16 protein-coding genes are annotated in these 21,148 nt (G+C 74.8%); 9 read left to right on the forward strand and 7 right to left on the reverse strand.

The annotated features are described in order from the left end of the window. Entirely contained in the window at nt 1-810 is an 810-nt protein-coding gene (locus tag H300_RS27390) for an aspartate/glutamate racemase family protein (protein WP_037980768.1), read from the forward strand. 193 nt (nt 811-1,003) lie between these two features. Beyond that, nucleotides 1,004-1,510, forward strand: a complete 507-nt coding sequence (locus H300_RS0116970) for an NUDIX hydrolase (protein WP_028428386.1) — start codon at nt 1,004-1,006, stop codon at nt 1,508-1,510. A gap of 68 nt (nt 1,511-1,578) precedes the next feature. On the opposite strand, the gene H300_RS0116975 is transcribed toward H300_RS0116970, so the two are convergent. From H300_RS0116975 to dhaK, 3 genes are read right to left on the reverse strand one after another with little or no spacing between them, the layout of a single operon-like run. Further along, on the reverse strand, nt 1,579-1,995 hold the full coding sequence (locus H300_RS0116975) for a PTS sugar transporter subunit IIA domain-containing protein (protein WP_028428387.1): 417 nt from the start codon (nt 1,993-1,995) through the stop codon (nt 1,579-1,581). Beyond that, the gene (gene dhaL / locus H300_RS0116980; RefSeq protein ID WP_028428388.1) at nt 1,988-2,587 is read right to left on the reverse strand and encodes a dihydroxyacetone kinase subunit DhaL; all 600 of its coding nucleotides are present in this window, start codon (nt 2,585-2,587) and stop codon (nt 1,988-1,990) included. The genes H300_RS0116975 and dhaL overlap by 8 nt, the downstream gene beginning before the upstream one ends. A gap of 20 nt (nt 2,588-2,607) precedes the next feature. After that, nucleotides 2,608-3,600 (reverse strand): dihydroxyacetone kinase subunit DhaK, encoded by a 993-nt coding sequence (gene dhaK / locus H300_RS0116985; protein WP_028428389.1) that lies wholly within the window; start codon nt 3,598-3,600, stop codon nt 2,608-2,610. Nucleotides 3,601-3,809: 209 nt separating this feature from the next. On the opposite strand from dhaK, the gene H300_RS27395 reads away from it, so the two are divergent. Together H300_RS27395 and H300_RS0116995 are read left to right on the forward strand one after the other, a co-directional pair. Then, entirely contained in the window at nt 3,810-5,522 is a 1,713-nt protein-coding gene (locus tag H300_RS27395) for a serine/threonine-protein kinase (protein WP_051270124.1), read from the forward strand. 46 nt (nt 5,523-5,568) lie between these two features. Further along, a complete protein-coding gene (locus H300_RS0116995; protein WP_028428390.1) occupies nt 5,569-6,276 on the forward strand; it encodes an alpha/beta fold hydrolase in 708 nt (235 codons plus the stop codon). 88 nt (nt 6,277-6,364) lie between these two features. On the opposite strand, the gene H300_RS0117000 is transcribed toward H300_RS0116995, so the two are convergent. Both H300_RS0117000 and H300_RS0117005 read right to left on the reverse strand, forming a co-directional pair. Then, nucleotides 6,365-7,795 (reverse strand): WGR domain-containing protein, encoded by a 1,431-nt coding sequence (locus H300_RS0117000; protein WP_028428391.1) that lies wholly within the window; start codon nt 7,793-7,795, stop codon nt 6,365-6,367. A gap of 155 nt (nt 7,796-7,950) precedes the next feature. Beyond that, the gene (locus tag H300_RS0117005) at nt 7,951-8,526 is read right to left on the reverse strand and encodes a DUF1360 domain-containing protein (RefSeq protein WP_486583918.1); all 576 of its coding nucleotides are present in this window, start codon (nt 8,524-8,526) and stop codon (nt 7,951-7,953) included. A 293-nt stretch (nt 8,527-8,819) separates the two neighbouring features. Here H300_RS0117005 and H300_RS0117010 point away from each other — a divergent pair, with 293 nt between their 5' ends. After that, nucleotides 8,820-9,320 (forward strand): hypothetical protein, encoded by a 501-nt coding sequence (locus H300_RS0117010; RefSeq protein WP_028428393.1) that lies wholly within the window; start codon nt 8,820-8,822, stop codon nt 9,318-9,320. A 556-nt stretch (nt 9,321-9,876) separates the two neighbouring features. On the opposite strand, the gene H300_RS0117015 is transcribed toward H300_RS0117010, so the two are convergent. Next, nucleotides 9,877-10,977: an aminoglycoside phosphotransferase family protein gene (locus H300_RS0117015; protein ID WP_028428394.1), complete on the reverse strand. Its 1,101-nt coding sequence runs from the start codon at nt 10,975-10,977 to the stop codon at nt 9,877-9,879. Between the two features lie 258 nt (nt 10,978-11,235). On the opposite strand from H300_RS0117015, the gene H300_RS0117020 reads away from it, so the two are divergent. Then, on the forward strand, nt 11,236-12,726 hold the full coding sequence (locus H300_RS0117020; protein ID WP_028428395.1) for a DNA-binding protein NsdB: 1,491 nt from the start codon (nt 11,236-11,238) through the stop codon (nt 12,724-12,726). A gap of 23 nt (nt 12,727-12,749) precedes the next feature. Here H300_RS0117020 and H300_RS0117025 read toward each other — a convergent pair whose 3' ends face one another. After that, on the reverse strand, nt 12,750-14,204 hold the full coding sequence (locus H300_RS0117025) for a SpoIIE family protein phosphatase (protein WP_028428396.1): 1,455 nt from the start codon (nt 14,202-14,204) through the stop codon (nt 12,750-12,752). A gap of 256 nt (nt 14,205-14,460) precedes the next feature. Between H300_RS0117025 and H300_RS0117030 the strand changes: the two genes are divergently transcribed. The 3 genes from H300_RS0117030 (at nt 14,461) to H300_RS0117040 (ending at nt 20,991) form a co-directional block, all read left to right on the forward strand. Beyond that, nucleotides 14,461-15,924 carry a hypothetical protein gene (locus H300_RS0117030; RefSeq protein ID WP_028428397.1) on the forward strand — a complete coding sequence of 488 codons (1,464 nt, stop codon included), beginning with the start codon at nt 14,461-14,463 and terminating at the stop codon, nt 15,922-15,924. Between the two features lie 116 nt (nt 15,925-16,040). Further along, the gene (locus H300_RS0117035; RefSeq protein WP_028428398.1) at nt 16,041-17,174 is read left to right on the forward strand and encodes a glycosyltransferase family 4 protein; all 1,134 of its coding nucleotides are present in this window, start codon (nt 16,041-16,043) and stop codon (nt 17,172-17,174) included. A 112-nt stretch (nt 17,175-17,286) separates the two neighbouring features. Continuing rightward, a complete protein-coding gene (locus H300_RS0117040; RefSeq protein ID WP_028428399.1) occupies nt 17,287-20,991 on the forward strand; it encodes a hydantoinase B/oxoprolinase family protein in 3,705 nt (1,234 codons plus the stop codon). The last annotated feature ends 157 nt before the right edge of the window (nt 20,992-21,148 follow it).

Below are 21,148 nucleotides of genomic sequence, written 5' to 3' on the forward strand. Positions count from 1 at the left end.
GTGAAGATTGCGCTGATCGACTCGGGAATCGGGCTGCTCGCCGCGGCCGCCGCGGTGCGCCGGCTGCGACCGGACGCTGAGCTGGTCCTCTCCTCCGACCCGGACGGCATGCCCTGGGGCCCCCGGACTGCCGGCTCTATCACCGAGCGCGCGCTCGCCTGCGCCCGCGCCGCGGTTCAGCACCGGCCGGACGCGCTGATCATCGCCTGCAACACCGCCTCGGTGCACGCACTGGAGGTGCTGCGCCGGGAGTGGGAGCCGGCGCTGCCGGTGGTCGGTACCGTCCCGGCGGTGAAACCCGCTGCCGCTTCCGGGGGGCCGATGACCGTCTGGGCCACCCCGGCCACTACCGGAAGCCCGTACCAGCGGCGCCTGATCCAGGAGTTCGCCGCCGGTGTCGAGGTGGCTCCGGTGCCCTGCCACGGGCTGGCCGACGCCATCGAACGGGGCGACGCGCCCGCGGTGGCGGCGGCGGTCGCCGCAGCGGCCGCTCTCACTCCGGCCGGGGTCCGCGCCGTCGTCCTCGGGTGCACCCACTACGAACTGGTCGCCGAGGACATCCGTTCTGCCCTGCGCGCGCCGGACCAGCCGCCACCGGCGCTGTACGGCTCCGCCGGGGCCGTCGCGGCCCAGGTGCTGCGCCGGCTCGGGGAGTCGGCCGCCCCCGGAGCCGCCCCCGCCGGTGCCGGCGGCCTGACGGTGCTGCACGCGGGCCGAGAGGTGCTGCTGCCGCCGGCCGCTCGTGCCTGTCGTGAGGGCGCGCTGCTCGCCGCGGAAGGCTCCGTGCTCGCGCAGCAGCCCACCGGCTGATCCGCCGCGCCCACCGGCCGACCGCGGCTCCACGGCGGGCCACCGCGGCCGCGTCCGGCTCCCGCGGGTGCGCGGGACCGGCGCAGCGGTTTCCGGAGCCTCGGCCGGGAAGCGGGGTTTCGCTTGCCGTCGGCAGGGCCGCCGGTCGGCCCACCGTCGGCCCCACCGCTTCCGGGGTCGTTAGGCTCGCGCCATGGCGACACCAGACTTCATCCGCGAACTCCGTGCCGACATCGGTCACCGGCTCCTCTTCCTGCCGGGCGTGACCGCCCTGGTCTTCGACGACGAGGGACGGCTGCTGCTCGGCCGCCGCAGCGACACCGGACGCTGGGCGGCCATCGGAGGGATTCCGGAGCCCGGCGAGCAGCCGGCGGAGACCGCGGTGCGCGAGGTCCTGGAGGAGACCGCGGTCGAGTGCGTTCCCGAGCGGGTGGTACTCGTCGAGACCAGGGAGCCCATCGTCTACGGCAACGGGGACCACTGCCAGTTCATGGACGTCGCTCTGCGGTGCCGCGCGGTCGGCGGCGAGGCACGGGTCAACGACGAGGAGTCGCTCGAAGTGGCCTGGTTCGCCCTCGACTCGCTGCCCGAGCTGGACCGCTCCACGCTGAGCCGCATCGAGCTGGCCACCGCGGCGGGACCCACGGTGTTCCTGCCCGGAAAGGCCGTGCCCGGAGCGGTCGAGCCCGGCACCGGCTGAGCGCGGCCGCCGGTGCCGCGGCTCACCCGCCCCGCCGGTCCCGACGGGGTCCGGTGCCGGGACGGCCGTCAGCCCTTGCGGTACTCGTAGGCCTCCTCGGCGGCCGCCACCACCGCGTCCGCGGCGGCTCCGGCGGCGGACGTCACCACGGAGGCGACCGCTCCCTCCACGAAGGGCGCGTCGGCCAGCCGGGTACCGGCGGGCAGTTCGTCCCCCTCGGCGAGGAGCGCCCGCACGGTGAGCACCGCACTGCCCAGGTCCGCCAGCACGACGACCCCGGCACCCCGGTCCACCCGCTGCGCGGCCGCGGCGATCAGCTCGGCGCTCGTGCCGAGGCCGCCGTCCCCGGTGCCGCCGGCCGCAGCCACCGGCGGCTCCGCGCCGCCGCCCGCCAGCCCCAGCGTGAGCCGCGCGACCGACTCCGCCACCTCGCGGCTGTGCGAGACCAGCACCACGCCGACCTGCCAGGCCGCCGCGTCACTCATCGGCGGACACCTCCGCGAGCGCCGCCATCAGCAGCGCCGAGGACGCCGCGCCCGGATCCCGGTGCCCGACGCTGCGCTCACCGAGATAGCTGGCCCGCCCCTTGCGCGCCTGCATCGGCGCCGTGGCCTCGGCTCCCCGCAGCGCGGCGTCCGCCGCGGCACGCGGCCCGTCGGCCAGCGCCTCGACCGCCGGCTCCAGCGCGTCCAGCATCGTCTTGTCGCCCGCGGCGGAGCCACCCAACTGGGCCACCGCTGCCACCCCCTCGGCCAGCGCGGCCCGCAACTGCTCCGGGGTCGCACGCGGCGCGTTCCCCAGCGCCTTGCCGGTACGGCGCAGCAGCGTTCCGTACAGCGGCCCCGAGGCGCCGCCGACGGTGGAGACCAGGGTCCGGCCCGCGAGCATCAGCACCGCGCCCGGCGTCTCCGGGGTCTCCTGCCCCAGGGCGCTGCGCACCGAGGTGAAGCCGCGTTGCAGATTGCTCCCGTGGTCCGCGTCCCCGATCGGCGAGTCCAGCTCGGTCAGCCGGGCGGCCTCCTCGCCGACGGAGTCGGCCACGGCCTCCAGCCACCTGCGGAAGAAGTCGGCGTCCATGTCCACTCCCGTCGCTCCTCTCAGCTTCCCCAGCGCAATCCTGCGGTGCGTACCGGCGCGTCCCACAGTCGCAGCAGCTCGTCGTCCACCTCGCACAGGGTGACCGAGCAACCGGCCATGTCCAGCGCAGTGACGTGGTTTCCGACGAGAGTACGGGCCACCGCCACACCGCGCCCGCTCAGCGCCCGCTGGACCTCGGCGTTGAAGCCGTACAGCTCCAACAGCGGCGTGGCGCCCATGCCGTTCACCAGCGCCAGCACCGGACGGCTCGGGCGGAGGTCGTCCAGCAGCGCCTCGACCGTGGCGTCGGCGATCTCCCCGGCCGTCATCATGCCCCGGCGCTCCCTGCCGGGTTCACCGTGGATGCCGATGCCCAGCTCCAGCTCCCCGGCGGGCAGATCGAAGGTGGGGGACCCCTTGGCAGGCGTGGTGCACGCACTGAGCGCCACTCCGAAGCTGCGGCAGGAGTCGGCGACCCGCCGCGCCACCGCGGCCACCTCCTCCAGTGTGGCGCCCGCCTCGGCGGCCGCGCCCGCCAGCTTCTCCACGAACAGCGTGCCGCCGGTGCCGCGCCTGCCCGCGGTGAACAGGCTGTCCCTGACGGCCACGTCGTCCTGCACCAGCACCTTGGCCACCGACACGCCCTCGTCCTCGGCGAGCTCCGCGGCCATGTCGAAGTTCAGCACGTCGCCGGTGTAGTTCTTCACCACGAACAGCACGCCACGGCCGCTGTCCACGGCCGCCGCGGCCCGCACCATCTGGTCCGGCACCGGAGAGGTGAAGACCTCGCCCGGACAGGCCGCGTCGAGCATCCCCGGGCCGACGAAACCCGCGTGCAGCGGCTCGTGGCCGGAGCCGCCACCCGAGACCAGGCCCACCTTGTCCGCCACCGGGGCGTCCCGGCGGACCACGACCCGCCGTTCCACGTCCACCGCGAGTTCCGGATGGGCCGCGGCCATTCCGCGGAGCGCGTCGGCCACCACGCTCTCCGGCACGTTGATCAGCTGCTTCATGGTCGGCTCCTCTTCCTCGCGTTCACCGCCCGTCTGCTGCCACTGTCGCAGCTCACGGGCCCGGGCGGAACGTCCGCGCGGCCGTTCCGGGCCGCTTCGGGGCGGCCCGGACGCGGAGACCGTCCGCGCACCGCATCCCGCGGGCGGTGCCGAGCCCGCCATACTGGGGGCAGCAGGGGAGAACGGAGCCATGACGGGGGCGGCGCTCGATGGGGGACACCGAACTGATTCACGGCAGGTACCGGCTGCAGGAGGTGATCGGCCGCGGGGGCATGGGAGTGGTCTGGCGGGCCACCGACGAGTCGCTGGGACGCCCCGTCGCGGTGAAGTGCCTCAAACCACCAGGCCCCCAGGCCGACCACGCCAGACTGCTGCGGGTGCGGTTCCGCCGGGAGGCCCGGGTGGCGGCGGGGCTCCAGCACCGGGGCATCACCGTGGTCCACGACTTCGGCGAGCACGAGGGCCTGCTCTACCTCGTGATGGAACTCCTGGACGGCCGGGACCTCAGCCGCCTGCTGAACGACGGGGAGCGCCGTCCGCTGCCGGTGCCCGAGGTGCTCGACATCGCCCACCAGATCGCCCGTGCCCTCGACTACACCCACGACCGCGGCATCGTGCACCGGGACCTCAAACCGGCCAACGTGGTGCGCCTTGCGGACGGGACGGTGAAGCTGTGCGACTTCGGCATCGCCAGCCCCGGCCACGAGGGCGGACTCAGCACCGAGCTCACCGGGACCGGCGTGCCCATGGGCACGCCGCACTACATGTCGCCCGAGCAGATCGCCGGCACCGGGGTGGACCGTCGCAGCGACCTGTACTCGCTGGGCTGCGTGCTGTACGAGATCGCCACCGGATCGCCGCCGTTCGACCTGGAGGACGCCTGGTCGGTCCTCGTCGGCCACCGGGACACGGTCCCACGGCCGCTGCGCGAGCTGCGTCCCGAACTCCCCGAGGCCCTCGACCGGGTGGTGCTGGAACTCCTCGCCAAGTCGCCGGACGACCGCCCCCAGCACGCGGCCGAACTCGCGGGACGGCTGGCGTCGGTCCCGTCCGGGGGCGCTCCCCGTCCGGTCCGCCCCGGGCCGCTGCCCGGATGGGCCGGCGGGGTCCGCCCCGGCGCCCCGGCGAGGGCCTCGGGCAGTCGGACGGCGCCGCCTCCCGCCCCGCTCAACCGCCGGTGGACCCACGCCCCCGCGGGGCGCGCCCGGCGCGTGCGCCCGCCCGGCCGGCCTGCGGCCGCCCCCACCGCACCGGAGGTTCTCGGCGCTCTCGCCGACCGGCACCGCGAGGGCGCCGAGCTGTCCCGCCGGGGGTGGTGGGCGGAGGCGCTCGCCGTCCACCTCCAGGTCGCCGCCGGCCGGGCCCGGGTGCTCGGCGCCGAGCACCCGGAGACCCTGGCCGCCCGCTACGAGACGGGCGTCGCCCTGGGACGGCTCGGCCGGTGGGCGGAGGCCCTGGAGACCTACCGCGAACTCGCCGCGGTGCGCGGCGGCGTCCTCGGCGCACACGCGCCCGAGACACTGCTTGCCCGCCACGGTGTGGGTGTCAACCTCGGGCGCCTCGGAAACTGGGCCGAGGCGCTGGCGGAGGCCCGGGAGGTCTGCGCCGCCCGGGAGCACGTGCTCGGGCCCGAGCACCCCGACACCCTGGTCAGCCGGCGGGAGACCGCAGTCGCCCTGGGGCGCCTCGGACACTGGGCCGAGGCGCACGCCGTCCACCGAGAGGTCGCCGCGGCCCGCGGGCGGGTGCTCGGCGCCGAGCACCCGGACACCGCCACCAGCCGCAACGACGCCGCCTACTGCCGCGTGCGGCGGGAGCGCGGGGACGGCCCCGCCCGGGGCAGTGCCGCTCCCGAGCGGACGGCCGGGACGGCGGAGCGGCCGGATCGCCGACCGGGGCTGGCCGTCGCCCGGGAGGAGTGAACCCCGCCCCGGGCCGGGCGGGCGGCCCTGGACTACGGTGGGGGGAATGACGGGTGAGCTACGGAGTGTGAACGCCGGGGGTATCCGGCAGGCGTACCGGGAGTGGGGGGACGGCGCCCGGCCGCCGGTGGTCCTGCTGCACTGCCTCGGAGCGGACGGGGAGGACTGGCGGGGACCGCTGGTCGCGCAACTGGCGGGGGAGCACCGGGTGGTGGCTCCGGACCTCCGCGGCCACGGCGGTAGCGACCGCCCGGGCGGCTACCAGGTCGCGCGGTACCGGGAGGACCTGCTGACCCTGCTGGACGCGCTGGGCATCGAGCGGACGGTACTCGTCGGCCACTCGCTCGGCGCGCTCGTCGCCTGCGCCTTCGCCCAGGACCACCGGCGCCGCGTGGACCGGCTGGTCCTGGAGGAGCCGGCGCCGATGCGCCCGCTGGACCCGCCGCTGCCCGCGCCGGAACCCCCGGTCGTGCCCGCCGACCACGACTGGCAGGCGCAGGTCCAGTTCACCGAGGAGCGCAACCGCCCCGATCCGCGCTGGTGGGACGGGCTGACGGGTATCACCGCGCCCACGCTCCTGGTGACGGGCGGCTCCAGCGGCGGACTGCCGCAGCGGGAGCCGGCGGACATCGCCGCGCGTATCCCGGACTGCCGGCTGGTCGCCATCGAGGGGGCCGGTCACCGCGTCCACGAGGAGCGGCCCCGGGAGTTCAGCACGGCGGTGCTGGACTTCCTGGCCAAGACCGCGGCCTGAATCCCGCCGCGCCCGGGTGGCGTGGGGCCGTTCGCCGGGCAGTTCGCCGGGTGCGCCGGAGCGCGGCACCGCACCGGGAGGGCCTGCGTCACAGCAGCCGCTGGATGTCTCCCCTCACCCGGTAGAAGCCGCCCGCCGAGGGGTGGAGGGTCTGCACCACGTAACGGGCGCCCGCCTCCCGCAGGGCGCGCGGGAACTGTACATTCCAGTCCGGCTCGTAGCCCTCCGAGACGACCTGGACGCGCAGCCGGTCGCCGCGCCGGACGCACTCCAGCACCACACCGTCGGCCGGGGCCGCGGTCACCGTCGCGACCGAGCGGGTCGGGGCGTAGGTCGGAACGGCGGCCGCGAGCTTCACGTCCTTCGCGTCCGGCACCGATCCCCGCTCCGCGGCAGAGATCGCCGACTCGCTCGCGTCGACGCAGACCAGGGAGCCGTCGGTGGTCACGAGGTAGAGCTTCTCGTCCAGGTACTGCATCGACAGGGCCGAGCCCCCACCGGTGCCCAGCTTCCACAACCGGGTGCCGAACTCGTCGAAGCAGTAGACGGAGGAGGACGAGTCCCCGGCGAAGACGTAGCGGCCGCCCGAGGACGTCGCGCAGGAGTAGACCACGTCGTCGCAGCGGTAGTCGGCCTCGATGGCGCCGGTGGACTTGGCGAACCGCTGCACCAGCCGGTGCGTCGTCCCCGCGTACACCGACTCGGCCTCCTGCCAGCCGAACAGCACCGAGCCGGAGGTCCGGGTGTGCCACAGTTCGCCGCTGCCGTCGGAGAGGTAGGCGCTCACCCCCGCGGCGTGGCCGTGGTAGACGGCGTCCTGGTCGGCGCGCACCATCCAGGCGTGCCGGCCGGTGCTCTGCCGTGACCACTGGTGCTCGTCCTCGTGGTCGATGACCGTCAACCGCCCCGCCCGGTCGGCGACGTGCAGCACGCCCTCGTCGATGTCGAGCCAGAAGATGTCCACGTCGTCGGCGATGTCGTAGGCCGCGAAGGGCAGTTTCGAGGAGAGGTCGTACACCGTGCCGTCGTCGCAACCGGCGTAGATCCAGAAGTCGTCCGCGACCAGGCACTTGACGCCGTCGGGCAGCGAGTAGTGCGCCAGCACCTCGCCGCCGTGGCTCACGGTGTAGACGTCACCGGCCTGATTGCCCACCCAGCAGCGCTCGGAGTCGATGTGGATGCCGAATGCCGCCTGGCCCGTCCGCAGCCGCCACAGCACGGGAGCCGTGCGGCGGGCCGTGGAGGGCGCGGAGGACGCCTGCCTGCGGGTCACCGGCCGGGGCGGACGTCCGCCCCGCACCGCGGGTGCGTACCCCCTGCGGGTCTTCTCCGCTATCTTCCGGTGCGCGGCCTGCTGGGCCTTCTCAGCGGTCGGGAAGCTGCTCGTGTGGGCCTGGCCCTCGGCCCCGATCCGCCCGTAGCGCACCGACACGGTGGCTCCGTGCACCGTCACCTCGTAGAACTTGTGCGCCCCACCGCCGTCCTGCGACAGCTCCAGATAGGTGCTCGTGCCGGCCATGGCACACCCCTCCCCACGACGTTCCCCCGCTGCGCGGCGTGCCGCGGGGATCATGGCGACGACACTACGAGCGAGGTCTGACAGTGAGGAGGCACCCAGCACGCGCGGGCCCGGACCGGGTCCCGGCCCGCGGACTGCACCGGCAGCTGACCGCGTCAGCCGGACTCGACCTTCTCGACGAGGGCGCTGTAGGCGAGCTGGAGGGCGTCCGCTCCCGCCAGAGCGGTGAGGGCCCCGGTGACGGTCCCGGTGGCGCGCGGCCACAGCAGCCGGGAGGCGGTCAGGCCCGACACCACCCAGACACCCACACAGAACGGGCAGGTGAGCAGCTCGCCCACCGTGTGGCTGCTGCTGTCCTCGGGTACCTCCTCGCTCAGCTCCGAGGCGCCCTCGGGGCCCTCGAACCGGGTGAAGGGCGCCCGCAGCGGACTGGTCACCGCGCTCTTGCTCAGCAGCCTGCTGAGACGGAAGGTGGCCACCGCGGTCAGCAGGACGTCCGACGACTCGGGGCGCTCGGGAAGCGGCTCCTTGCGCCCCACGCGGACCGCCGTCCCCAGCGCCGCCGCATAGGCCCCGAACCCGGCCATGGCGGTCAGGTAGCCGCCCAGCGGCCGGTCCGCGCCGTCGGCGTAGGAGCGGTGCGCCTGCCGCCACACCCTGGTGAGGCGTGCGGCGCCGAGGCCCGGGCCGTGCGGCCTCCTGCGGTTGCCACCACCGGATGTCGTCGCCACGTCGATCCCTCCTCTCTCTCGCTCTCCCGAACGGCGGACGGTGTCCGTCGTTCGGTTCCGCGCTCCTGCCGGTGAGGCCCCGCCCGGGCCGCCGCCGGGACCTGCGGACCTGGCCGCTCACGGGGTGCCCCCGGGCGTCCCCTTCCACACCCGAGGCGCAGGACGGGCCCTCTCGGGCGGCCGATCACCGACTCCACGCACGAGCGGAGCGTACGGGCGGGCGCAGGCAGCGCTCGCGCTTCCCCGGGACCTGGCGGACCGGCCCGCCCGACGGTCCGCGTACCATGGCAGGCATGTCCTTCCTCCGCCGCCGCAGCGCCGCCACGCCCGCCGGGCCGGACTTCGACGTCCTCGCGATGGACCCGGGCGACTGGCCGGGCAACCTGGGCGCGGGGCTGCTTCCCGCTCCCGACGGCAGTTGCCAGGGGGTGTTCCTTCGGTACGACCTCTTCGGCGGCCGGGGACCGGCGATGATCATCGGGAACCTCCCGGAGGGATCGGTCGCCCGCGAGGTGGACGGCGACGAGATCCCGTTCGAGGTGGCCCAGTTGCTGGAGGCGCTGGAGAACGACGAGCCGGTCACCATCACCGGGACCGAGGACAACCCGGTCATGCACGACGGCAACCTGCTCATCGTCCGCCGGGTGACCTGCTCCGAGAGCCGGATCTCCTGCGTGCAGTTCGACCGCAGCGACGGCGTGCTGGTGACGATCGCCAGCTGGGACCGTCCGATCACCGACGACCTGTACCAGTTGCTGAAGCCCCTCCCCCCGGAACTCTTCCAGCAGCGCTGACCCTTCCGCGCCCGCGCACCAGGTGCGCGCCGCTGCCGTCGGAGCGGCACGCTGGTCCGATGTTCGGGGGTTTCGAGGAACAACGTGTCCGGGTCGGTCCGGCGACGGTCTTCCTCCGGTCCGGTGGTGAGGGCCCGCCCGTGCTCCTGCTGTACGGCCATCCGCGCACTTCCGCGACCTGGCACCGCTGCTCGCCGCCCGAGGTGTCACGGTCGTCTGCGCCGACCTGCGCGGTTACCGGCGCTCCCGCGGTCCGGCAACGGCCGCGGACCACTCCGCGCTCGCGAAGCGCGCGGCCGCCGGCGACCTGGTGGCCGCCATGCGGGAGAGGGGGCACGACCGGTCACGGCGATCCGCTGCCCATCTGGAGCGGCTGGGCGGCGGATCTGCGCGGCCACGGGATCGATTCGGGCCACCACGTGGCAGAGGAGGCCCCGGAGCGGCTCGCCGCGGCCCTGGGCGGTTTCTTCGCCGGTTGCCCCGCCCACTCCCCGTCGGCAGCGCGCAGGCCCTCCGAGTGGGGCCGCACCCGGAGGGCGCGGGCGGTCACCGTCCATCACCGGGTCCCGACGGCCGCCCTCACCGCCCGCCGCGCCAGACCACAGTCGTCGTGCAGCCGGCGCAGCAGCAGGCGCTGCTCCTCGCCGGCGGCAGCGTGTGCCTGCGGCCCGGTGTGCTCGGCGACGGGATCGTGCATGCTGCGCTGGACCGCCGTCTCGCCACGGCGGATCTCCCGGGTGAGAACCAGCATCAGGTTGACCAGGAAGGCGTCGCGCGCGCCGGTGCCGGCCAGTTGTGCGAGCTGGCTCAACTGCCGGCGGGCCATGGGGGAGTCGCCGAGCAGCGTCCACAGGGTCGCAAGGTCGTAACCCGGGAGGTACCAGCCAGCGTGCTCCCAGTCCACCATGACCGGGCCGGTGGGTGAGAGCAGCACGTTGGCCAGGAGGGCGTCCCCGTGGCAGAACTGCCAGCCGGAAGGCCCGGCGGACCGGACGGCACTGTGCAGGAGTTTCTGGAGGTCGTCGATGTCCCGGTCGGTCAACATGCCCAGCTCGTGGTACTGGGCGAGCCGGGTGCCGTAGTCGAGTGGGCGGTCGAACATGTGGGCGGGAGGGTGCCAGGTGTTCAGCCGGGACACGGCGCCCAGCACGGCTCGCAGGTCGGCGCGCTGCGGCGGCTGGGCGGGGTAGCGGTACAGCGCGGCCGGGCGGCCCGGAACCCGCTCGATGACGAGGGTGCAGTGGTCCGGATCGGCGGCGACCAGCCGGGGCGCGCGCACCGGGGGCCGGTGGCGGACGAAGGAGCGGTAGACCGCTATTTCGTGCCGGAACCGTTCGGCCCAGGCGGGGGAGGGGTCCGTTAAGCACTTGGCCACCGCGGGAGTGCGGCCGATGGAGCCCGACAGCAGCACGGAGCGTCCGCTGCGCCGCAGCACCTGGACCGCGTGGAAGTCCGGGCAGATGCGGTGCACCGAGTTCAGCGCGGCCCGCAGCCGGGCGCCCTGGGCCCCGGAGAGGTCCAGCCGACCGCTGACGGGCGGCTGCGTGCCGGGGGCCGGTACGCGCGCCCGCCGGGCCCGGTCCTGCGGCGCCGGCCCCGCGGAGTGCTGGTACCGGGGCCGGGGAGGGGCGGACACGGGGGACGTTGCGTGATACATGACGAGCCGGATCCCTTCGTGCGCCGACAGAGGACGCGCCTCCCCGGACCGGCCGACGGCCCTCGAGCTGCACCCTGGGGAATGCCGCTGACCGCTCGGTTGGACAACCTGGCGGCCGGGCCGGGGTGGCGCGTTCCTACACGACACCCCCGTACGGGTGGCACACCATCTGGCGGACCCTGGCGAACCCTGGCGAATGCTCGCAGGCCCCTGGTGCGGCGGCTACTGTCAACTCAGCCGAGATCCTGGGGGCTTGACGTGAACAAAGGACCCAACACCCGCCTGTCGGACCTGTTCGGCCTTGCCGGCTGGTCCAAGGGCGAACTCGCCCGGCTGGTCAACCGGCATGCGGCGGCCATGGGCCATCCGCAGTTGGCGACCGACACCTCGCGAGTGCGGCGGTGGATCGACATGGGGGAGACCCCGCGCGATCCGGTACCGAAGGTGCTGGCCTCCCTGTTCACCGAGCAACTCGGTCGTGTCGTGACCATCGAGGATCTCGGGTTCGGCCGGCCGGGCCCAGCGGGTAGGCGCCAGTCCGTCGACGGCCTTCCCTGGGCGCCCGAGCAGACCGCCGCGGTCCTCACCGAATTCACGGGAATGGACCTCATGCTCAACCGACGCGGCTTGGTGGGCGCGAGTGCCGCGCTCGCCGCGGGCTCCGCCCTGCACAGCTCACTGGACGACTGGCTCCGAACCGACCCCGTCCCCGCCCCCCATGATGCCCCGCACCAGGCCGATCCGGCCGCTTTCGACCGCTACGAGGCGGCTCCCGTCGGAGCCCAGGAGATCGAGGCGCTGGAGCACTCGGTCGAGGTGTTCCGGGCCTGGGACGCCAACCGCGGTGGCGGCCTCCAGCGCAAGGCCGTGGTGGGCCAGCTCAACGAGGTGGGGGGGATGCTGGGCTACCGCCACCCCGAGAACCTCCAGAAGCGGCTCTGGGGGGTCGCCGCCAACCTGGCGGTGCTCGCCGGCTGGATGTCGCACGACGTGGGTCTGGAGCCCACCGCCCAGAAGTACTTCGTCATCGCGGCGCACGCCGCCCGCGAGGGGGGCGACCGCCCGCGGGCCGGTGAGGCGCTCTCCCGGGCGGCGCGGCAGATGGTCCACCTCGGCCGGCCGGACGACGCCCTGGACCTCATGAAGCTGGCCCGGTCCGGCTCCGGCGAGGAGAACCTGCCGCGCACCCGGGCCATGCTGCACACCATCGAGGCCTGGGCGCAGGCCTCCCTGGGCCAGGGGCAGGCGATGCGGCGCACCCTCGGAGAGGCCGAGGAACTCTTCGTGTCCGACGGCGGGGACGTGCCTCCGCCCAGTTGGATGCAGCTCTTCGACGAGGCGGACCTGCACGGTATGCAGGCCCTGGCCTTCCGGACGCTGGCGGAGTACGAGCCCGGCGCGGCACCGACTGCCGAGATGCACGCCAAGCAGGCGCTGCGACTGCGGGAGGACGGCCGGCAGCGGTCGAACATCTTCGACTACATCTCGCTGGCGTCGGCCTGCTTCCTCAAAGACGACCCGGAACAGGCCGACCGCTACGCCCGGTTGGCGCTCGTGTCGATCGGGGAGAACTCCTCGATGCGCACCTGGGACCGGCTGCGAGAGATGTACCGGCTCACCGGCCAGTACGCGGGGCACGCCAGGATCGAGGACCTGCGGGAGGAGATCAAGTCGGCACTGCCGAAGGCGCCCCGGGGCGGTCCCGGCGCCGCGGCGGGGGTCAAGCCGCCGAGCAGGCTGCGGGTGTGAGGAGGCGGTGGACGAGGGGTCCGTCAGGCACAGACCCGGGCCACCAGGGCGCAGGCGTCGTCCTCCCGTTCAGCCCGGCTGAACTCCTCCACCACCACCCGGACGCATTCGCGTGCCGAACGGGCCGCCGCCAGGCGCGGTGCGAGGGAGAGCAGACGGGCGGAGCCGGTGGAGTCCTCGCCGTCGGGGAGCAGGCTGCTGCGGGGGGCCGGCCCGTCGGTGTGCAGGACGAGCAGGTCTCCCGGGGCCAGGTGCTCGCGGTGCTCGCCGTAGACAGCGCCGCTGGTCGCGCCGAGCAGGACCCCTTCCGGAGGCACCAGGGTCCGGCCCCGGCCCTCCCGGAACACCAGCGGTGCGGGGTGGCCGGCCTGGGCCCAGCTCAGCTCCCCGGTCCGCGGGTCGTAGCGGCAGCACAGGGCGCTGCCGAGGGCCGGCTGCGCCGCGGCGTCGAGCAACTGGTTGAGGTGGCCCATCAGCGGGCCGGGTCCGAGGCCCGCGAGGGCCATCCCGCGCATCGCGCCCAGCAGCATCGCCATGCCGGTGGTCGCCTCCACGCCGTGCCCGGTCAGGTCGCCCACGGTCAGCAGCGTGCTGCCGTCCGGGAGTTCGAGTGCGTCGTACCAGTCGCCGCCGATCAGCGCGCTGGTCGGCGAGGGCAGGTAGTGGGCGGCGAGGTCCAGCGCCGCACCGCGGGGGGCGTTCCCGGGCGGCAGCCGCAACGAGCCGCGCCACGGCGGCAGCACCGCTTCCTGGAGTTCGACCGCGAGGCGGTGCTCGACGTGCGCGACCTGCTGCTCCGTCCGCAGCGACTCGTGCGATTCCCGGGCCGTGCGCTCGTTCTCCCGGAGTTCGCTGACGTCGCGCAGGACGGCCCACATGCAGACGGTGCCGCCCTCGCGGTCCAGTACGGGTTCACCGGCGACGTGGAGGGTGCGCCGGGAGCCGTCCCGCCGGACGATCCGGAACTCGCCGTCCACCGGCTTGCCGTCCACCAAGCAGTCGGTGACCGCCTCCATCATCCAGGGCTGGTCCTCGGGGAGCACCCACGCGGGGAGTTCGTCCAGCGACAGCGGGCCGTCCTGGGGGGCGCGGTCGAAGATGGCGTACAGCTCGTCGGACCACTGCACCTCGTCGGTGAGCAGGTTCCACTCGGCGCTTCCGGCCCGCGTGGCGGCCGTTGCCCGTTCGGGCGTCTCGGTCGCTGCGGCAGGGGCGGAACAGGCATGGCCGGGTCGCTCGGAGGGTGGCCCGTCGCGGAGCTGGTCCAGCTGGCGGCCGACGTCGTCGAGGTGGTTGACGGCCAGGGTGCACAGCGCCCGCTGCCAGCGAAGCCGCGCGTCCCCGCCCTCCTCGCCGGTGACCTGGAGGACTGCGTCCACTCCGCCGCGGAGTCTGCGGGCCTGACTGATCAGGGAGTCGAGGGTGCCGCGCTCGGCCGCGGGCGCGGCCGAGTGGTCCGCGGGCAGATGGGAGGGCATCGCTACTCCATACGGGCGTTCCCCGGCGGTTGCCGGGCGAGCGGGTCGATTGCCGGGTAATGACTCTTACACAGCCCGCGACGGTCTGTAAGGGGTTTGGCAACACCCGATCCGGTGGTGCTTGCGGCATATGCCGGCGGCCCCCGTCCGCAGTCCTCGGGCAGTTCTGCGGAAGGCGGGATTCCCGGTAGGCTGCCGCGGCTGCCCGGGGAAATCCCGTTGCCAGCCGAATACCCCGCACCGGATGCTGACTCCTATGTTCGACGAATACGCCGATTCAGACATAGCGCCCAGCGGTACGCTGCTCGGCCTCCTGCAGCGAGGCCGCGGCGACGGCACGCTGCACGCGCTGGCGGCGCCCCGCACCGAAGCCCTGGCCGCGTTGCGCCGGTGCGTGCTGCACGACCCCCGACAGGACTGGCAGCTGGAGCATCGCTCCCTCTACTACGCGCGGCTGCACACCGAACTGGGCGCGGGGCCGGAGATGATCGAGCAGCACCTGTTCGCGTCCGAGGACCGCACCGACGACCGCGAGGAGCGGACCGGGCTCGCCCTGTCGGTGCTCGGCCACCTCGCCTCCTACGGCGACGAGGCCGCGCTGCTGCTGCTCCGCCGCTACGCGGCGCACGGAGCCAACTGGCAGTGGGCCCTGGACGAACTCGCCGTCCGGGACGACGACGCGGGCCTGCGTCCGCTCGGACCGGCGGTGCTCGACCGGTTTCCGCGGACCTCGGAGGGCGACGCCGAGCTCGCCGAGGCCATGCGCGGTGCCTTCGAGCCCCGGCCGTGGCGGCTCTGGTCCGAGGACGCCGAGCAGCCCGGGCAGCGCGCCCGGCTCGCCGAGGTCCGTGAGCTGCACTCCTTCGACCGCTGGTCCCGGCAGTTGCGGTCCGCCGGCCCCCGGCCCGGCTGGAGCGTACGCGAGGTGCTGACCTGGGCCGAGGAGGCGGCCCCCGCGGACCCGGTCGGAACCGCCGACCTGCCCGGCCGCCGTCGCCGCGAAGCGGCGGCCGCCCGCTGTCTTGCCGCCGTCGCCGGTCCGGAGGACCGGCCGGAACTGCTCGCCGCCGCACGGGGGGCCGCCGACGCCGCACGCTCGGCAGCCCTGCGCCACCTGGCCGAACGCGGTGACCGGGAGGCGCTGGACCTCATCGAGGAGGCGGCGGCCACCGGTCCGCCCTCCGTCGTCGAGGCCGCCTGCGCGTCCTACGCCCGCATGCGCGGCGTCGAGGCACTGCATCGGGCCCGTCTCTGGGTCACCCGTCCCGACCGCCTGGGCGCCGAGGCCGCCGCGGCGCTCGGCACCCGCGGCGGCGCGGGCGACGCCCCCGCCGTGCTCGGCGCCCTCCGGCGTACCGTCCGGGCCGAGGGGGCCGACTCCGACACGCTGTGGCCGTTGGTGGAGGGGTGCGGCCGGCTCGGCATCGCCTGCGCGGCGCCCGTGCTGCGCCACGTCTACCGGGAGACCGGTTCGTCCCGGCTGCGCGGCATCACGGCCCGGGCTCTTGCGGAGGCCGACCCGTCCTTCGCGGCGGGCTTCGCGATCGAGTGCCTGTGGGACTGCGAGGAGTCCACCCGCGAACTGGCGGCCCGGTACGCCGCCACCGCCGACAGCCGGGTGGTGGAGCAACTGCGCCGGCTGGCGCTCGACCCGGCCGAAGAGGCCGGGGTGCAGAGTGCCGTCCGCGGCCGGCTGCGCCCCGAGCGCCCCCGGGGCTGAGCCCGCAGGGGGGCCGCGGGGGCGCCGCCCGCCGCGAGCGAACCGCTCACGGGGTGTTCGCCGCGACGACACGCCGACGTGGCCGCGACACCCCGCGCAGCGGCGAGAACCGGGGCATGAGAGTCGTCATCGTCACCGAGTCCTACCCTCCCGACGTCAACGGCGTGGCGCACAGCGCCCTGCAGACCGCCCGCCACCTCGTCCGCCGCGGGCACGAGCCGCTGGTGGTCGCCCCGATGCCTCCGCCGGGCGCCCGCCTCCCGCACGACGGCCCGTGCCCGGTGGTGCGGGTGCCCTCGCTGCCGTTGCCGGGGTACCCCCAGGTCCGTGTCGCGCTGCCCAGCCGACGGCTCGCCGCCGCCATCGCCGGCCACCACCCCGACCTGGTGCACCTGGCCGCACCGTTCGTGCTCGGAGCCCGGGCCGTCGCCGTGGCCGGAAGGATGGGGCTGCCCACGGTCGCCGTCTACCAGACCGACCTTGCCGGTTATGCGCGCACGTACCTCGGAGCGGGCGAGTCGGCGGCCTGGCGCCGCATCCGGGCGGTCCACGGTGCCGCGGACCTGACGCTCGCCCCCTCCTCCGCGGCCGCCGCACTGCTCACCGGCCACGGGGTGCCGAGGGTCGCGCTGTGGCCGCGCGGAGTCGACAGCGAACGCTTCCGCCCCGCCCTGCGGGACGAACGGTTACGCCGCGACCTGGCCGGGCCCGGCCTCGGCGACGGCCTCCTGGTGGGGTACGTCGGCCGGCTGGCCCCGGAGAAACGGGTCGACCTGCTGGCCGCCACCGGCGCGCTGCCCGGCGTACGTCTGGTGGTGGTCGGCGACGGGCCGAGCGAACCGGCTCTGCGGGCCGCGTTGCCGGGCGCCCGCTTCACCGGACAGTGCACCGGCGACGAACTGGCCCGGATGTACGCGGCGTTCGACGTCTTCGCGCATACCGGCCCGTTCGAGACCTTCTGCCAGGCGGTCCAGGAGGCGCAGGCATCCGGCGTGGCGGCCGTGGCGCCTGGGGTCGGCGGCCCGCTGGACCTCATCGACCACCGCCGCACCGGCCTGCTCTTCCCCGCGAACGACCCCGTCGCGCTGAGCCGCGCGGTCGGCGCCCTGCGCGACGACCCCGGGTTGCGGTGCCGGCTCGCCGGAGCAGGCCGCGCGGCGGTGCGGGAGCGGACCTGGGAAGCGGTCGGGGACCGGCTCCTCGACCACTTCGACCGGGTACTCCGCTCCCGCGCGCCGGCCCTGCCCTGACCTTCCCGCCGTCCTCCGCACCCCCGATTGCTCCGCGCCGGGCCCCGCCCCCGAGCGGCCCGGCGCGGCTGGAACCGCGGTGCCGCCGTACCGCTCCTGGCACGATGGCGGCATGAGCGGACGCTGGGAGTTCTGGATCGACCGTGGCGGCACGTTCACCGACGTGGTGGGCCGGGATCCGAACGGGGCGCTGACCACGGCCAAGCTGCTCTCGCACGACCCGGACCGCTACCGGGACGCCGCGGTGGAGGGCATCCGGCGGATGCTCGGCCTCCCGCAGGGCACGGCCGTCGACCCGGCGCAGGTGGCGGTCGTGAAGATGGGCACCACCGTCGCGACCAACGCCCTGCTGGAGCGGACGGGGGAACCGACGGTCCTGGTGACCACGGCCGGCTTCCGGGACGCGCTGCGCATCGCCTACCAGAACCGGCCGCGCATCTTCGACCGGAACATCGTCCTGCCCGGGCCTCTCCACCAACGCGTGATCGAGGTGCCGGAGCGGATCGGCGCGCACGGCGAACGGGTGCGGCCCCTGGACGGGGACGCGGCCGTGCGGTCGCTGCGTGCCGCACGGCGAGACGGGTTCCGCGCTGCGGCCGTGGTGCTGATGCACGGCTACCGGTACCCGGCGCACGAGGAGCGGCTTGCCCGCCTCGCCCGGGAGGCGGGGTTCACCCAGGTGAGCTGCTCGCACGAGGTGAGCCCGCTGATCAAACTGGTTCCGCGTGGGGACACCACGGTGGTGGACGCGTACCTCTCGCCGGTGCTGAAGCGCTACGTCGATCTGGTCGCGGGCGAACTCAGGGGAGTGCGGCTGATGTTCATGCAGTCCGGTGGCGGACTGCGGGAGGCCGGGCACTTCCGCGGCAAGGACGCCGTGCTCTCCGGCCCGGCGGGCGGTGTCGTGGGGGTGGCGCGCAGGTGCGCGGAGATCGGCCGGCACCGGGTGATCGGCTTCGACATGGGCGGCACCTCCACCGACGTCTCCCACTACGCGGGCGAGCTGGAGCGGAGCCTCGACACCCGGGTCGCCGGGGTGCGTTTGCGCGCACCGATGATGGACATCCACACCGTGGCCGCGGGCGGCGGCTCGGTGCTGCACTTCGACGGCGCCCGCTACCGGGTCGGCCCCGACTCGGCCGGTGCCGACCCCGGGCCCGCGTGCTACCGCCGCGGTGGGCCGCTGACCGTCACCGATGCCAACGTGATGCTCGGGCGGGTGCTGCCCGAGCGGTTCCCCCGTGTCTTCGGGCCGGACGGGGACGAGCCGCTGGACGCCTCGGCGGTACGGGCGGGCTTCGCCGCGCTGGCCGAGCGCTCCGCGGCGGAGGCGGGCGACGACCGGACGCCCGAGCAGGTGGCCGCCGGGTTCCTGGAGATCGCCGTGCGGAACATGGCAAACGCGGTGAAGCGGATCTCCGTCCAGCGCGGCCACGACCTCTCCCGCTACGCGCTCGCCGCCTTCGGCGGGGCCGGCGGCCAGCACGCCTGCGCGGTCGCGGACGTGCTCGGCATGGACACCGTCGTCGTACCGCCGCTGGCCGGGGTGCTGTCCGCCTACGGGATCGGCGTCGCGGACGCGAGCGCGCAGCGGGAGCAGTCGGTGGAGTGCGAACTCGGCACGGCCGACGCGCTCGACGCCCCGGACGAGCGCGTGATGGCCCGCCTGCGCGCCCTGCGGGACGAACTGTCGGCCCGTACGGCCGCCGAACTGCGCGAGGACGGGGTGCCCGCCGCCTCGGTGCGTACCCACGCGCGGCTCCAGCTGCGGTACGCGGGGACGGACGCGGCCCTGCCGGTGGCCTTCGGCCCGGCCGCCGCGATGGCCGAGGAGTTCACCCGCGCCCACCGGGCCCGCTACGGCTTCGCCATGGACAAACCACTGGTCGCGGCGACCCTCGTGGTGGAGTCGGTGGGGCGGGCCGAAGGCCACCGGCAGGGCCGCGTCCGTCCCGGGCCCCCCGGCGCCCGTGCCGAAGACTTTCCGCCCCGCCGCGCCGACCCGCCGGACCCGGCGCTCCGCGGCGCCGCCCCCGCCGGGGCGGCGCCGCACACGGGCGCCGCCCCGGCCCGCACCCGGATGTACGCGTCCGGGCGCTGGCGGGACGCCGCCCTGCACGACCGTGCCTCGCTCGCGCCGGGCACGGCGGTGGACGGCCCCGCGCTGCTCACCGAACCAGACGCCACCACCGTCCTGGAACCGGGGTGGCGGGCGGTGGCCGACGAGCGCGGGCACCTGCTGCTGAGCCGGGTCGAGGAGCCCGCGCATCCCGTCGCAGGCACCGGCGCCGATCCGGTGCGGCTGGAGGTGTTCAACAACCTGTTCATGTCCGTCGCCGAGCAGATGGGCGTACGGCTGGAGAGCACGGCCCACTCCGTCAACATCAAGGAGCGCCTCGACTTCTCCTGCGCGATGTTCGACGCGCGCGGCGAGCTCGTCGCGAACGCGCCGCACATCCCCGTGCACCTCGGCTCGATGGGGGACACCGTCAAGGAGGTGCTGCGCCGCGCCCCCGGCGGCCTGAGTCCCGGCGACGTCCACGCGGTCAACGACCCGTTCCACGGCGGCACCCATCTGCCCGACGTCACGGTGGTCACCCCGGTCTTCGACGAGGAGGGGGACGAGCTGCTCTTCCTGGTGGCCTCGCGCGGACACCACGCCGAGATCGGCGGCATCACCCCGGGATCGATGCCCGCCTTCAGCCGGACGGTCGAGGAGGAGGGCGTCCTGTTCGACAACTGGCCACTGGTGCGCGACGGGAGGCTCCGCGAGCGGGAGACCCGCGCGCTCCTGGCCTCCGGCCCGCACCCCTCGCGCAATCCGGACGCCAACCTCGCCGACCTGCGCGCCCAGATCGCCGCCAACGAGAAAGGCATCTCCGAACTCCGCGCGCTGATCGACGAGTTCGGCATCGAGACGGTACGGGCCCAGATGCGGCACGTGCAGGACAACGCCGAGGAGTCCGTCCGCCGCATCGTCGCCGGGCTCCGGGACGGATCCTGCCGCTACGAGACCGACAGCGGCGCGGTCATCCGGGTCTCCGTCACCGTGGACCGCCGGGCGCGCGAAGCACGGATCGACTTCACCGGAACCTCCCCGCAGCGCGAGGACAACTTCAACGCGCCCCGCTCGGTCGTCACCGCCGCCGTCCTCTACGTGTTCCGCACGCTCGTCTCGGAGGACATCCCGCTGAACGGCGGCTGCCTCACCCCGCTCCGGATCCACATCCCGCCGGGCACCATGCTCTCCCCCGAGCACCCCGCCGCGACCGTCGCGGGGAACGTGGAGACCTCGCAGGCCGTCACGGGCGCGCTGTACGCGGCGCTCGGAGTGCAGGCCGAGGGCTCGGGGACGATGAACAACGTCACCTTCGGCAACGACCGGGTCCAGTACTACGAGACGCTGGCATCCGGCTCGGGCGCCGGACCCGGTTTCGACGGCACGGACGCCGTCCAGACCCATATGACCAACTCCCGGCTCACCGACCCGGAGGTACTCGAGTGGCGGTTGCCGGTGCGGGTGGAGGAGTTCGCGGTCCGGCACGGCAGCGGTGGCGCCGGCCGCCGGCGCGGTGGCGCCGGAGTCCTGCGGCGGCTGCGGTTCCTTGAGCCGATGACGGTCGCCCTGCTGACCGGGCACCGGCGCGTCCCGCCGTACGGCATGGCGGGCGGCGGGCCCGGCGCCCTCGGCCGCAACGCCGTGGAGCGCGCGGACGGCCGGACGACCGAACTGGACGGGGTCGCGAGCGCCGAGGCCACGGCCGGGGACGTGCTGCGGATCGAGACGCCGGGCGGCGGCGGGTTCGGGAAGCCCTGACCGGCCGCTGCTCCGGCTCCTCCGACCGGCCTACGGGGAAGCGTTCCACCGAGCGTCCTGCCCGGAGCCGCGGTTGAATGGAGAAGCCCCACCACCGCGAGTCGAACCACCGCGCGCCGGGAGCCGCGAGCCGCACCGCCGCGAGTCACACGCCGTC

Source organism: Streptomyces sp. TAA040 (assembly GCF_000424845.1).

Bases quoted from the DNA above. Each gene is read 5' to 3' on its own strand.
- H300_RS0116970 (WP_028428386.1), top strand. From the start codon at position 1,004: ATGGCGACACCAGACTTCATCCGCGAACTCCGTGCCGACATCGGTCAC.
- H300_RS0116975 (WP_028428387.1), bottom strand. From the start codon at position 1,995: ATGAGTGACGCGGCGGCCTGGCAGGTCGGCGTGGTGCTGGTCTCGCAC.
- dhaL (WP_028428388.1), bottom strand. From the start codon at position 2,587: ATGGACGCCGACTTCTTCCGCAGGTGGCTGGAGGCCGTGGCCGACTCC.
- dhaK (WP_028428389.1), bottom strand. From the start codon at position 3,600: ATGAAGCAGCTGATCAACGTGCCGGAGAGCGTGGTGGCCGACGCGCTC.
- H300_RS27395 (WP_051270124.1), top strand. From the start codon at position 3,810: ATGGGGGACACCGAACTGATTCACGGCAGGTACCGGCTGCAGGAGGTG.
- H300_RS0116995 (WP_028428390.1), top strand. From the start codon at position 5,569: ATGACGGGTGAGCTACGGAGTGTGAACGCCGGGGGTATCCGGCAGGCG.
- H300_RS0117000 (WP_028428391.1), bottom strand. From the start codon at position 7,795: ATGGCCGGCACGAGCACCTATCTGGAGCTGTCGCAGGACGGCGGTGGG.
- H300_RS0117010 (WP_028428393.1), top strand. From the start codon at position 8,820: ATGTCCTTCCTCCGCCGCCGCAGCGCCGCCACGCCCGCCGGGCCGGAC.
- H300_RS0117015 (WP_028428394.1), bottom strand. From the start codon at position 10,977: ATGTATCACGCAACGTCCCCCGTGTCCGCCCCTCCCCGGCCCCGGTAC.
- H300_RS0117025 (WP_028428396.1), bottom strand. From the start codon at position 14,204: ATGCCCTCCCATCTGCCCGCGGACCACTCGGCCGCGCCCGCGGCCGAG.
- H300_RS0117030 (WP_028428397.1), top strand. From the start codon at position 14,461: ATGTTCGACGAATACGCCGATTCAGACATAGCGCCCAGCGGTACGCTG.
- H300_RS0117035 (WP_028428398.1), top strand. From the start codon at position 16,041: ATGAGAGTCGTCATCGTCACCGAGTCCTACCCTCCCGACGTCAACGGC.
- H300_RS0117040 (WP_028428399.1), top strand. From the start codon at position 17,287: ATGAGCGGACGCTGGGAGTTCTGGATCGACCGTGGCGGCACGTTCACC.